8 protein-coding genes, 1 tRNA gene and 1 pseudogene are annotated in these 13,414 nt (G+C 43.2%); 9 read left to right on the forward strand and 1 reads right to left on the reverse strand.

All coding sequences use genetic code 11. From position 1 onward, the window contains the following. The first annotated feature begins 29 nt into the window (after window positions 1–29). The 6 genes and pseudogenes from HMPREF2904_RS03910 to HMPREF2904_RS03935 form a co-directional block, all read left to right on the forward strand. A tRNA-Ser gene (locus tag HMPREF2904_RS03910) sits at window positions 30–117 on the forward strand. An 83-nt stretch (window positions 118–200) separates the two neighbouring features. Beyond that, entirely contained in the window at window positions 201–3,302 is a 3,102-nt protein-coding gene (locus HMPREF2904_RS03915; RefSeq protein WP_070660246.1) for a DNA polymerase III subunit alpha, read from the forward strand. Between the two features lie 84 nt (window positions 3,303–3,386). Beyond that, window positions 3,387–4,400: a 6-phosphofructokinase gene (pfkA, locus tag HMPREF2904_RS03920; protein ID WP_021152956.1), complete on the forward strand. Its 1,014-nt coding sequence runs from the start codon at window positions 3,387–3,389 to the stop codon at window positions 4,398–4,400. Between the two features lie 69 nt (window positions 4,401–4,469). Next, a complete protein-coding gene (pyk, locus tag HMPREF2904_RS03925) occupies window positions 4,470–5,975 on the forward strand; it encodes a pyruvate kinase (protein WP_070660248.1) in 1,506 nt (501 codons plus the stop codon). Between the two features lie 165 nt (window positions 5,976–6,140). Beyond that, the gene (gene lepB / locus HMPREF2904_RS03930; RefSeq protein ID WP_003006560.1) at window positions 6,141–6,701 is read left to right on the forward strand and encodes a signal peptidase I; all 561 of its coding nucleotides are present in this window, start codon (window positions 6,141–6,143) and stop codon (window positions 6,699–6,701) included. A gap of 28 nt (window positions 6,702–6,729) precedes the next feature. Beyond that, a pseudogene (locus tag HMPREF2904_RS03935) lies at window positions 6,730–7,128 on the forward strand (transporter substrate-binding domain-containing protein); the annotation flags it as partial. Between the two features lie 181 nt (window positions 7,129–7,309). Here the strand turns inward: HMPREF2904_RS03935 and HMPREF2904_RS03940 are convergent. Then, window positions 7,310–8,500 (reverse strand): cation diffusion facilitator family transporter, encoded by a 1,191-nt coding sequence (locus HMPREF2904_RS03940; RefSeq protein WP_070660251.1) that lies wholly within the window; start codon window positions 8,498–8,500, stop codon window positions 7,310–7,312. Between the two features lie 151 nt (window positions 8,501–8,651). Between HMPREF2904_RS03940 and pcrA the strand changes: the two genes are divergently transcribed. The 3 genes from pcrA (at window position 8,652) to HMPREF2904_RS03955 (ending at window position 13,385) form a co-directional block, all read left to right on the forward strand. Continuing rightward, window positions 8,652–10,937 (forward strand): DNA helicase PcrA, encoded by a 2,286-nt coding sequence (pcrA, locus tag HMPREF2904_RS03945; RefSeq protein ID WP_049518510.1) that lies wholly within the window; start codon window positions 8,652–8,654, stop codon window positions 10,935–10,937. Between the two features lie 369 nt (window positions 10,938–11,306). Further along, window positions 11,307–12,581: a DUF2130 domain-containing protein gene (locus HMPREF2904_RS03950; protein ID WP_070660255.1), complete on the forward strand. Its 1,275-nt coding sequence runs from the start codon at window positions 11,307–11,309 to the stop codon at window positions 12,579–12,581. Between the two features lie 3 nt (window positions 12,582–12,584). After that, a complete protein-coding gene (locus tag HMPREF2904_RS03955; protein ID WP_070660256.1) occupies window positions 12,585–13,385 on the forward strand; it encodes an alpha/beta fold hydrolase in 801 nt (266 codons plus the stop codon). Window positions 13,386–13,414 lie beyond the last annotated feature (29 nt).

Here is a 13,414-nt window from a genome sequence, read left to right on the forward strand (position 1 = left end):
ACTCCCACCGGCTCCATATTTTTATTCATGGAAGATTACTCAAGAGGCTTAAGAGGCCGTGTTGGAAACGCGGTAGGCGTGTAAAAGCGTGCGTGGGTTCGAATCCCATGTCTTCCGTTGTTGAGACATCATTGTGTAGCAGTGGTGTTTTTTTGTACAATAAAGAGTCCCAAAAATAGACCAGTGAGGGAGGAGAAAAAGTGATTGCACAGCTAGATACCAAATCAGTCTATACCTTTATGGAAAGCCTTGTGACCATAAAAGATTATGTCCAAGTGGCTAATAGCATGGGGTATGGCGCATTGGGAATCATGGATGTAGATAATTTGTATGGTGCTTATGAATTTATCGAAGCCTGTCAGGCCCACAAGATCAGCCCCTTGGTCGGTTTAGAAATTGGACTAGAGGTAGACAATGAAACAATTCCGTTTCGGATGCTGGCTTTGTCAACGAAGGGCTACCAGAATCTGATGAAGATGTCGACCGTCAAAATGATGGGGAGGAGCAATTGGGAGGATGTGAAGCACCTTACAGAAGGAGTAGCAGTCATTGTCCCAGCGCCTTTTGCTAGTGGAGACTTGCCACTTGGTCTAGATTACTTCATCGGAGTTTTTGCGGATACGCCGAACCAAGAGTTTAGTCACCCTGTGCTCCCTCTTCATACCGTTCGATTTTTTGAGGCTGGGGATGTGGAAGCCATGCAGATGCTGGCAGCCATCAAGGACAATCAAAGCTTGACGGAAACAGGACCAATTGATCCGACAACAGTCCTAAAAACTCCTCAGGATTTAAAGAATGATTTTGCAGAGCGATTTCCTCAAGCCATCACAAATCTGGAAAACCTTGTCCAAGGGATTCAATACGACATTGATACCCAGTTGAAATTGCCTCGCTTCAATCCTCAAAAACCAGCTGTTGAGGAACTGAGAGAATTAGCCCAAGCGGGTCTTCTTCGAAAGAACTTGACCAGTCCGGTCTATCAAGAACGTCTGGAGCATGAATTAGACATTATTCACCAAATGGGCTTTGATGATTATTTCTTGATTGTCTGGGACCTTCTTCGTTTCGGACGGAGTCAAGGCTATTATATGGGAATGGGACGTGGGTCTGCTGTAGGCTCACTGGTAGCCTATTCCCTAGGGATTACAGGGATTGATCCTGTGGAGAAGAACCTCCTCTTTGAGCGCTTTTTAAATGTGGAGCGCTACACCATGCCGGATATTGATATTGATATTCCTGATATCTATCGTCCAGAATTTATCCGCTATGTGCGAGACCGTTACGGGAGTTACCATGCAGCTCAAATCGTGACCTTTTCAACCTTTGGGGCCAAACAAGCCATTCGAGATGTCTTCAAACGTTTTGGGGTACCAGAGTATGAATTGACCTCCATTACCAAGCGGATTGGCTTTAGGGATACACTGACGACTGCTTATGAACAGAATCTAGCTTTTCGACAAGTGATTCATAGCCGAGCAGAATTTGAGCGTGGCTTTGAAATTGCTAAAAGAATTGAAGGCCAACCAAGACAGACATCGATCCACGCGGCTGGGGTTGTGATGAGTGACCAGGATTTGACAGATCACATTCCTCTCAAGTATGGAGAAGACATGTTTGTCACCCAGTATGATGCCCATGCGGTTGAAGCCAATGGTCTGTTGAAGATGGACTTTTTGGGTCTGCGAAATTTAACCTTCGTTCAGAAAATGAAGGAAGCGGTCTATGAAAAGTACCAAGAAGAGATCGTGATTGAAGCCATTGATTTAGAAGATCCAGAAACCTTGGCCTTGTTTGCTGCTGGGGATACCAAGGGGATTTTCCAATTTGAACAGGCTGGAGCCATTCGCCTCTTGAGACGAGTGAGACCCAATCATTTCGAAGAAGTGGTAGCGACCACCTCTCTCAATCGTCCAGGGGCTAGTGATTACATTGACAATTTCGTCAAAAGAAAGCACGGCCAGGAAAAAGTTGAGATATTAGATCCAGCTATTGAAGAAATCTTAAGGCCCACATATGGGATCATGCTCTACCAAGAGCAGGTGATGCAGGTTGCCCAGCGTTTTGCAGGCTTTAGTCTAGGGAAAGCCGATATTTTACGTCGGGCTATGGGCAAAAAAAATGCAGCTGAAATGCATCAGATGGAAGACGATTTTGTCTCAGGTGCTCTTAAACTTGGGCATACGGAAGAAAAAGCCAAAGAGGTCTTTGCGATCATGGAAAAATTCGCAGGTTATGGGTTTAACCGTTCCCATGCCTACGCCTATTCTGCCTTGGCCTTTCAGATGGCCTATTTCAAGGTCCATTATCCAGATGTTTTCTTTGATGTCATGCTCAATTATTCGAGCAGCGATTATCTGACAGATGCTCTCCAGTTTGATTTTAAAGTCGCGCCATTATCCATCAATACCATCCCTTACAGAGATAAGTTCCAGGATCGAAAAATCTACTTGGGAATGAAAAATATCAAGGGACTCCCGAGAGATTTAGCGTATTGGATCATTGATAATCGTCCCTTTGAAAGTGTCGAAGATTTTATTTTACGACTCCCCAATCAGTATCATAAATTACCTCTGTTAACACCTTTAGTGGAGCTTGGATTGTTTGACATTTTTGAAAAAAATAGGCGCAAGGTGCTTCACAATTTGCCGAATTTGTTTGTCTTTGCTGATGAGCTAGGCAGTTTGTTTGCGGATTCTAACTATTCCTGGACAGAAGCGGAGGACTATAGTCAGGCTGAAAAATATGAGAAGGAAGAGGCCATTATTGGTGTCGGGCTCAGTACCCACCCATTGGTTGCGATTGGGCAAACAAGTCCCTACGAGATTCAACCAATTTCACAATTAGTTCAAGGAGAGCAGGCACGCATTCTCATTGAGGTACAAAACATTCGAACCATTCGAACCAAGTCGGGCGATCTCATGGCTTTCTTACAAGTCAGTGATACCAAGAAAAAATTGGATGTGACCCTTTTCCCTGAAACCTACAATCGATTTTCCTCCTTGATAAAAGAAGGTGGCTTTTATTACTTGACAGGGAAGATACAAGAGCGTGATGGGCGCTTGCAGATGATTCTAGCAGAGGCGCAACTGGCAACCAATGAAAAGTTCTGGATCCAGTTGTTCGATCATCGTCAGGATAAAACGATTCTTTCTATCTTGAAAAAATATCCGGGCCCATATCCTGTGATATTACGCTATGAAGACGAGAAAAAAACTCTTCAATTGAAGGGCTATACAGTCCAGAAAAACAAAGAATTGGAAGATGAACTAAAGAATCTCGTTATGAAAACGATTTATCGGTAAAAACTGCGAAAAATACGAGAATTTTAGTCTTCTTTGTGTTATAATTACGTAGAATGTAAAAGAAAAAAAGGAGCAAACAACGAAATGAAACGTATTGCTGTTTTAACTAGTGGTGGAGATGCCCCTGGAATGAACGCTGCCATCCGTGCAGTTGTTCGTCAAGCAATTTCAGAAGGAATGGAAGTTTTCGGTATCTATGATGGATATGCGGGAATGGTTGCTGGTAAAATTCAGCCCCTTGACGCCTCATCTGTTGGAGATATTATTTCCCGTGGTGGTACCTTCCTTCATTCAGCTCGTTACCCTGAATTCGCTCAACGCGAAGGTCAATTAAAAGGGATCGAGCAATTGAAGAAACACGGGATCGAAGGTGTTGTCGTTATTGGTGGAGATGGTTCTTACCATGGTGCGATGCGCTTGACTGAGCTTGGATTCCCAGCTGTGGGTCTTCCTGGTACGATCGACAACGATATCGTCGGAACTGACTTTACAATTGGTTTTGATACGGCAGTCACAACTGCAATGGACGCGATCGATAAGATCCGTGATACTTCATCTAGTCACCACCGTACTTTCGTTATCGAAGTGATGGGACGTAATGCTGGAGATATCGCTCTTTGGGCAGGGATTGCATCTGGTGCAGATGAAATCATCATTCCTGAAGAAGGATTCAAGATCGAAGATGTTGTTGAGAGCATCAAAGAAGGTTACGCAAAAGGTCGTACCCACAACATCATCATCTTGGCTGAAGGCGTGATGTCTGCAGATGAATTTGGTAAAGCGTTGAAAGAAGCTGGTGATGAAAGCGATCTTCGTGTAACTGAGCTAGGCCATATCCAACGTGGTGGTTCACCGACTGCGCGTGACCGTGTTCTTGCTTCACGTATGGGAGCACACGCTGTTAAATTGTTGAAACAAGGAATCGGTGGTGTAGCCGTTGGTATCCGTAATGAAAAAATGGTGGAAAACCCAATCCTTGGTAAAGCAGAAGAAGGAGCCCTCTTTAGCTTGACAGAAGATGGTAAGATTGTGGTAAACAATCCACATAAAGCTGATCTTGGTCTTGCCGAGTTGAACCGTAGCTTGTCTTCAATTTAATTTTATTTCATAAATTCGTTAACCTTGTCTTAAAAAGACAGATATATTTAAAAAGGAGTCATATATATCATGAACAAACGTGTAAAAATCGTTGCAACTTTAGGTCCTGCGGTAGAAATCCGTGGCGGTAAAAAATTCGGTGAAGATGGATACTGGGCTGAAAAACTTGACGTTGAAGCTTCAGCACAAAACATTGCTAAATTGATCGAAGCTGGTGCGAACACTTTCCGTTTCAACTTCTCACACGGTGACCACCAAGAACAAGGTGAACGTATGGCGACTGTTAAACGTGCAGAAGAAATCGCTGGTAAAAAAGTTGGTTACCTTCTTGATACAAAAGGTCCTGAAATCCGTACTGAATTGTTCGAAGGCGAAGCTAAAGAATATTCATACAAGACTGGTGAACGTATTCGCGTTGCTACAAAACAAGGTATTAAATCAACTCGTGACGTGATTGCTTTGAACGTTGCTGGTGCACTTGACATCTTTGATGACGTTGAAGTTGGACACCAAGTATTGGTTGATGATGGTAAATTGGGTCTTCGCGTTGTAGAAAAAGACGCTGCAAAACGTGAATTTGTTGTTGAAGTTGAAAACGATGGCATCATCGCTAAACAAAAAGGTGTAAACATCCCTAACACTAAGATTCCTTTCCCAGCACTTGCTGAACGCGATAACGACGATATCCGCTTCGGTTTGGAACAAGGTATCAACTTCATCGCGATCTCATTCGTACGTACTGCAAAAGACGTTCAAGAAGTTCGTGCTATCTGTGAAGAAACTGGTAACAGCCACGTTCAATTGTTTGCGAAAATCGAAAACCAACAAGGTATCGAAAACTTGGATGAAATCATCGAAGTTACTGATGGTATCATGATCGCTCGTGGTGACATGGGTATCGAAGTACCATTCGAAATGGTTCCAGTTTACCAAAAAATGATTACTTCTAAAGTAAATGCTGCTGGTAAAGTTGTTATCACTGCAACAAACATGCTTGAAACAATGACTGAAAAACCACGTGCTACTCGTTCTGAAGTATCTGACGTCTTCAATGCTGTTATCGATGGTACTGATGCTACAATGCTTTCAGGTGAGTCTGCAAACGGTAAATACCCACTTGAATCTGTAGCTACAATGGCGAAAATCGACATGAACGCTCAAACACTTTTGAAAGAATATGGTCGTTTGAACCCAGCTTCATTCGAACGTAACTCTAAGACAGAAGTTATGGCTTCAGCTGTTAAAGATGCTACAAACTCAATGGATATCAAATTGGTTGTAACCTTGACTAAGACAGGTCACACTGCACGTTTGATCTCTAAATACCGTCCAGATGCTGATATCTTGGCATTGACATTTGACGAATTGACTGAACGTGGATTGATGTTGAACTGGGGTGTTATCCCAATGTTGACAGATGCTCCTTCATCAACTGATGATATGTTCGAAATTGCTGAACGTAAAGCAGTTGAAGCTGGTCTTGTTAAATCTGGTGATGATATCGTTATCGTTGCTGGTGTACCAGTTGGAGAAGCTGTTCGTACAAACACAATGCGTATCCGTACAGTACGTTAATAGACAATTATATCTAAAAGCCTTGCTGGTTGGTCCGAAAGGATTGACCGCGAGGTTTTTCTTTTTCTTCTGGTGTGTGTTGATAAGAATTCTCACTAATGCTTACTTTCTCTTTTTTAAAGATCAAAAACATGGTATAATAAATAAAAAGGAAGGGAGACATACATGCCAAGGAGAGATTTAATTAGAAATGTCATCATTGTCGGTGTACTGGTTTTGGCACTGATTTTGCTTCGAATCTTTGTATTTCATCCATTTAGTATCAATGATAAAATGGCCAATGCTTCTGTGAAAACTGGAGATCTTGTGGTAGCGACTAGAAATGCTCAGGTAGATCGTAGTGATTTGGTCTTATACAAGGTCGGTGGAAAAGAATACCTTGGACGTGTCATTGCCAAAGAAAACGACGAAGTCAGCTACGTAGATGACGTCCTCTATTTGAATGGACAGGCAACACCAGAACCTTACCTGAACAAAATGCTCAACAAACACTTAGCTGCTCCAACGAGTAATGGGTATTATACGGATGATTTCTTCTTATCAGAGTTAAAAGGGACCAAGGCTGGTCGTGTACCATCCGATACTTATCTTGTCTTAAATGATAACCGTGGAGATACAGAAGATAGCCGTGAGTTTGGTTATATCCATAAAAATCAGATCGAAGGAGTCGTGAATCTGCGTCTCTATCCTCTCAATAAATTTGGATTTATAAAAGTAGAAGAATAGCCGAAAGGCTATTTTTTTTATAAATTTCAAAGAGAAACGATTAGGTGCCCAGACCGGATCGTCTGGCTATATGGATTTTGAAGCCAATCCTAAAATCTTAAAAAATAAGGTTAAAAATCAAAAGGCTACCCAATACCAGAGTTTCAACGAGGCGCTGATCGATCTTCAGAATGATCGGATCGATGGCCTCTTAATCGACCGTGTCTATGCCAACTATTATCTGCAAACAGAAGGAATCTTAAAAGACTACAATGTCTTTCCTGTCGGTTTTGAGACAGAATCCTTTGCGGTAGGGGTGCGCAAGGCGGATAAAACTTTGAAGAAAAAAATTGATGAAGCCTTCGTAAAACTCTATCAAAAAGGCCAGTTCCAAAAGATCTCTAAGAAGTGGTTGGGAACTGATGTAGCAACAGATGACATCAAGTAAAAAAGAGAGTGGGACAGAAATCGGTAATTCGTTAGAATTCGATTTCGTCGTCCCACCTCCGCACAGTTGAGTAGGGCTGTAAAAGCTGATGAAATCAGCGTAGTAGAGCCCACTCAACCACTGCGTCTTGCTCGACAATCCAAAAATAATTGAGAGGCTAGGACTTTTGTCCCAGCCTCTTTTAGTCGGTTTTATTAGTAATTTGATGGAAAATCTTTTGCCACGTTTCATGGCGACGCCAGAGACTGGTATGGATTTGACCGTCTAGTTCATAGCGTATGAGTTTGGTTTTTTGGCTGATGGACTCCAGTTCAAAGTTTTGGAATTGAACTTGGTCGTTTGCGAGAGCCTCTATTAATTCTGCCTTGTTGTGTTCGTGACCGGTGTCGTCAATCAAGGTATAATTATCCGCTAGCAATGTATCAAACTCTTGCTTAGCATAGAGGCGTTTTTCGTAGGTCAAGAGTTTCTTTTCAACGTTTTCGATCAGCTCATCTTCAGGAATTGAGCTAGGTTCCACATGGACGTCAATGTCAAAGACTCCAAATTCTTCTTTCAGGAGATTCTCGACTTCTTCTGTGATCGCATGGCTTTCATAGACGGAAAGGTCGGGATTCATCTCCAAGACAACGTCCAGATAGATATTGCTTCCGTAGGTCCGTCCGCGTTGGTATTTCACACGTGCAATCTTAGGGAGTTTTAAAATTGCTTTTTCGTAATCTTCGAGGAGACTATCATCAAAGCCGTCTGAAAGACTAAAGGAAGATTCCATAAAAATATCGTAGGCTGTTTTGAGGATAAAGAAGGTGATGATGATGGCTACGATTTTATCGACAATTGGATAGTTAAAAGCACTAGCAGCGATCGCGATCGACGTTCCAAGAGAAGTGACGACGTCTGAAAGATTGTCTTTTGCGGCTGCTTTTAAGGCTTTTGATTTGGCCCGTTTGGCTAAGCGAAGATTGTAGAAATAAACGCCTAGCATGACAAGGGCTGAAACCACTCCGACACCAGCACCGAGTGGATCAATGCTAACTGTTTCATTGCTGAAGATCTTTTGGAGGGTATCGCGTAAGACATCAAAACCAACATAAAACATAATGATGGAGGTGACTAGGCTTGCTAGATCCTCAATTTTCCAGTGACCAAATTTGTGATCGCGGTCAGCAGGTTGGCGAGCAAGACGAATCCCGATGAGCAGGGCAGCATTGCTGATAATATCTGATAAGTTGTTAAATCCATCGGCTACCAAACTAGAGGAGTGAAGCAGATGGCCAGTAGCTAATTTTACTGAAGAAAGTAGTAAATAGGCTAAAATACTGATGATGGCACCACGTTCGGCCAGTTTTAAGTTACTGTATGGTTTTTCCAAAATTTCCTCCTACAACCTCGGATATGAACCTGTTTTCTTTAAGCTACTATTATATCGTTTTTGGAAGGGAAATTCAAATGAGTCTTTTTTAAAAGAAGCTAGGCCGGTTTTTGTGGTATAATAGAACGATTGAATGAATGAGGAGTATGAGATGAATCCTTTATTGAATGGTATGAATGATCGCCAAGCAGAGGCGGTCCAAACGACAGAAGGTCCCCTCTTGATCATGGCGGGGGCTGGTTCTGGTAAGACACGTGTCTTGACCCACCGCATCGCTTACTTGATCGATGAAAAAATGGTCAATCCTTGGAATATTTTGGCCATTACCTTTACCAATAAAGCCGCTCGGGAGATGAAGGAGCGGGCTTATCAGTTGAATCCAGCCACCCAAGATTGCTTGATTGCCACCTTCCACTCCATGTGTGTGCGCATCCTTCGCCGAGATGCGGATCATATTGGCTACAATCGCAATTTTACCATTGTCGATCCAGGTGAGCAACGGACCTTGATGAAGCGGATTTTGAAGTCCTTGAACTTGGATCCTAAAAAATGGAATGAACGGACCATCTTGGGGACTATTTCCAATGCCAAAAATGACCTGATCGATGAAGTGGCCTACGCCGCCCAGGCTGGCGATATGTACACCCAGATCGTCGCCAAGTGCTATGAGGCTTACCAAAAGGAACTCCGTCAGTCAGAAGCAGTGGACTTTGATGATTTGATCATGCTGACCTTGCGTCTTTTTGATCAGCATCCAGATGTGCTGACCTATTACCAGCAGAAGTTCCAATATATCCACGTGGATGAGTACCAAGATACCAACCATGCCCAATACCAATTGGTCAAACTCTTGGCTTCACGTTTTAAAAATATCTGTGTCGTTGGGGATGCGGACCAGTCCATTTATGGCTGGCGGGGAGCAGATATGCAGAATATCCTGGACTTTGAGAAGGATTATAAGGAAGCTAAGGTCGTGCTCCTAGAAGAGAATTACCGCTCGACCAAGACAATCCTGCAAGCTGCCAATGATGTCATTAAAAATAATCGACACCGCCGTCCGAAGAATCTCTGGACACAAAATGAAGACGGGGAAGAGATTGTCTATTACCGGGCTAATGACGAGCAGGATGAAGCGGTCTTTGTTGCTAAAACGATTGAAGAGCTGAGTCGCGAAGCTGGCTACAAGCACCGTGATTTTGCTGTTCTCTACCGAACCAATGCCCAGTCACGGACCATTGAAGAAGCGCTGCTCAAGTCCAACATTCCCTACACCATGGTGGGAGGCACCAAGTTCTACAGCCGGAAGGAAATTCGGGATGTCATTGCTTATCTGAACTTGATTGCCAACCTCAGTGACAATATCAGTTTTGAGCGCATTATCAATGAACCTAAGCGGGGAATCGGGCCAGGTACAGTGGATAAGATTCGCGACTTTGCCCAAATGCAAGAGTCCTCACTCCTGGATGCTTCAGCCAATATTATGCTCTCTGGCATCAAAGGAAAGGCAGCTCAATCCATCTGGGACTTTGCCAATCTCATTCTTGATTTGAGAGAAAGATTGGACCAGCTGACCATTACAGAGCTGGTCGAAGAAGTCCTTGACAAGACAGGTTATATGACGGCCCTAACCAATCAGGGAAATTTGGAAAGTCAGGCCCGCATCGAGAATATCCAAGAGTTCCTATCTGTTACCAAGAATTTTGATGAAAATGGAGAGACCGTCGAAGACGAATCAGGTGTGGAAACCTTGAGTCGTTTCTTGAACGATTTGGCTTTGATTGCCGATACAGATGATGGGGCCCAAGAAACTTCAGAAGTCACCTTGATGACCCTTCACGCGGCTAAGGGATTGGAGTTTCCAGTCGTCTTCTTGATTGGGATGGAAGAAAATGTCTTTCCTCTTAGTCGTGCGGCTGAGGATCCAGATGAGTTGGAAGAAGAGCGTCGCTTGGCTTATGTAGGGATCACGCGGGCAGAGAAGGTTCTCTTCTTGACCAATGCTAACTCACGTTTGCTCTTTGGACGGACCAGCTACAACCGCCCGACGCGTTTCATCAATGAAATTAGCTCGGATTTATTGACCTACCAAGGATTAGCCCGTCCAGTTAATACCAGCTTTAAGGCTTCTTATAGCAATGGAGGCGGAACGACCTTTGGAAAAGGCATGAGCCTGTCACAAGCCCTTCAAGAGCGCAAGAGACAAGCAGCCCCAAGTGCTCTCACGTCATCAAGCCTCCCCTTTGGCAATAGCAACCGTTCTAGCGCCAAAGAAAGCGTCGCATGGGCCATTGGCGACATTGCCATTCACAAGAAGTGGGGCGAAGGAACCGTGCTTGAAGTATCTGGTAGTGGTAGTACCCAAGAACTCAAGATCAACTTCCCAGAAGTGGGTCTCAAAAAACTCTTGGCCAGTGTCGCGCCGATTGAGAAGAAATAAACTAAAGCCAGTAAGCTAAGTCCACTGTTTCAGATTATAAATAAGCAACATCTTTTCAGAAATCTAAAGTTATTACTGAATGAGACTATTGAAAAAAGATATTTTGGAACTAGTGCAAAATAGATTGAGACTTTTCGCCGTGAGGAAAGCACCAGAAACGTATTAGTTTCTGATGCTCGGTAGATTTGAGACGGAAGGCTCAAATCTAAGGTATGGAATCCCAAAGGGAGTCGCTACCGTCCGTCCTCACTTAAGGAAAGTCTCTATAGAGAAATGAATATTCAGTCGAAACCAGTAAGCCTAGCTTGCTGGTTTTGATTTTACTGGTGGCATGATATAATATACTAAGAATAGAGAAAGAGGCATGCTATGAACGAAATCAAGTGCCCCAACTGTGGGGAAGTCTTTACAGTCAACGAAAGTCAATACAGCGAACTCTTGTCACAGGTACGGACAGCAGAGTTTGACAAGGAAATTCATGAGCGGATTCGGCAAGAGTTGGCTTTGGCACAGCAAAAGGCCCTTAATGAACAGCAAGAGAAGTTAGCTAAGAAGGACCAAGAAATTGCCCAGTTACAAAACCAGATTCAACAGTTTGATACCGAAAAAGAATTGGCGAAAAAAGAGGTGGAGCAAACAGCTAGCCAAAGCCTGCTAGAGAAAGAAAAAGAAGTGCAAGCACTGGAGAATCAATTGGCCACCTTGCGCTTGGAGCATGAGAACCAGCTGCAAAAGACGCTTTCTAATTTGGAGAAGGAGCGTGATCAGGTACAAAACCAATTGCTCCTTCAAGAGAAGGAAAATGAACTGTCCCTAGCTTCTGTCAAACAAAACTACGAAGCCCAGTTAAAGGCAGCCAATGAACAGGTCGAGTTTTACAAGAATTTTAAGGCCCAACAATCTACAAAAGCTATCGGTGAAAGTCTGGAGCAGTATGCGGAAAGTGAATTCAACAAGGTTCGCAGTTTTGCCTTCCCAAATGCATATTTTGAAAAGGATAACAAGGTCTCTGCACGTGGGTCTAAAGGCGACTTTATCTTTCGCGAGTGTGATGAAAATGGAGTGGAGATTATCTCCATTATGTTCGAGATGAAGAATGAAGCTGATGGGACAGAGAAGAAGCATAAGAATGCGGATTTCTACAAAGAGTTGGACAAGGACCGTCGAGAAAAGAACTGTGAATATGCGGTTTTAGTGACCATGCTTGAAGCAGATAACGACTACTTCAACACAGGAATTGTCGATGTTAGCCACGAGTACGAGAAGATGTATGTGGTCCGTCCTCAGTTCTTTATCCAGATCATTGGGCTCTTGCGCAATGCGGCCCTCAATTCCCTTAAATACAAGCAGGAATTGGCGCTTGTTCGTGAACAAAATATCGACATCACCCACTTTGAAGAAGACCTGGATGCATTCAAAGTAGCCTTTGCTAAGAACTACAACTCAGCTTCCGTCAACTTCGGTAAGGCAATTGATGAAATCGATAAGGCTATCAAACGGATGGAAGAAGTCAAGAAATTCTTGACCACATCAGAGAATCAACTTCGTCTTGCTAACAACAAGTTGGATGATGTTTCCGTTAAAAAATTGACACGGAAAAATCCAACCATGAAAGCTAAGTTTGATGCTCTGAAAGGAGAATAATTTTTGTATTCAGCTAAGAACGCTACCTTGTCCATGAATGGGAAAACCATGGACTATGTGACATTTGGAAAAGGTAAGCAGCCATTAGTGATCATACCAGGCTTGGGGGATGGGCTTCAGACAGTTAAAGGAAAGGCCCAGCTTTTCTCCCTCTCTTATCGTCTACTTGCTAAACGCTATAAAATCTATGTTTTTTCTCGAATCAATGAGTTGAGGCAGGGCTATACGACGCGGGATATGGCAGCAGATGTAGCAGAAGCAATGGAGACACTAAACCTAGATACCGCTTATGTTATGGGGATTTCACAAGGTGGAATGATTGCCCAATGGCTAGCTGCGGATTTCCCTGAAAAGGTTCAAAAGCTCATTTTAGCCGTGACCACTGCAAAACCTAGTCAACTTGCTAGAGAACGAATTGAGCATTGGCAAAAGCTTAGTCAATCTGGAAATTTTAAGCATCTCATGCTGGATATTGCAAAGCATTCCTACACGCAAAAGAGTTATCAAAAGTGGCGGTTGCTTTATAATATTATGGGTCGCTTGGGGCGAATCAAAGATGAAAATAGAATAGCCATTCAGTCTCAGTCTTGCCTGGAACATAATAGCCTGGAGGTCTTAAAAGAAATTCAATGTCCGACCTTGGTCCTTGGTGCACTTGAAGATGATGTGATCGGTGTGAACGATTCCAAGGAACTGGCAAAAGCGATTTCGGGTTGTCAGCTCCTTATTCTAAAGCACTCTGGGCATGCTCTTTATGAAGAAAATAAAGCATTTCAAGAGGCTGTCTGTGAATTCTTAAACTAAAAAAGAGAGTGGGACAGAAATCGGTAATT

The organism is Streptococcus sp. HMSC072G04 (genome assembly GCF_001813295.1).
Classification (GTDB): Bacteria; Bacillota; Bacilli; order Lactobacillales; family Streptococcaceae; genus Streptococcus.

Coding starts and splice junctions, on each gene's coding strand:
- pfkA (WP_021152956.1), top strand. CDS start 3,387: ATGAAACGTATTGCTGTTTTAACTAGTGGTGGAGATGCCCCTGGAATG.
- lepB (WP_003006560.1), top strand. CDS start 6,141: ATGCCAAGGAGAGATTTAATTAGAAATGTCATCATTGTCGGTGTACTG.
- pyk (WP_070660248.1), top strand. CDS start 4,470: ATGAACAAACGTGTAAAAATCGTTGCAACTTTAGGTCCTGCGGTAGAA.
- HMPREF2904_RS03950 (WP_070660255.1), top strand. CDS start 11,307: ATGAACGAAATCAAGTGCCCCAACTGTGGGGAAGTCTTTACAGTCAAC.
- pcrA (WP_049518510.1), top strand. CDS start 8,652: ATGAATCCTTTATTGAATGGTATGAATGATCGCCAAGCAGAGGCGGTC.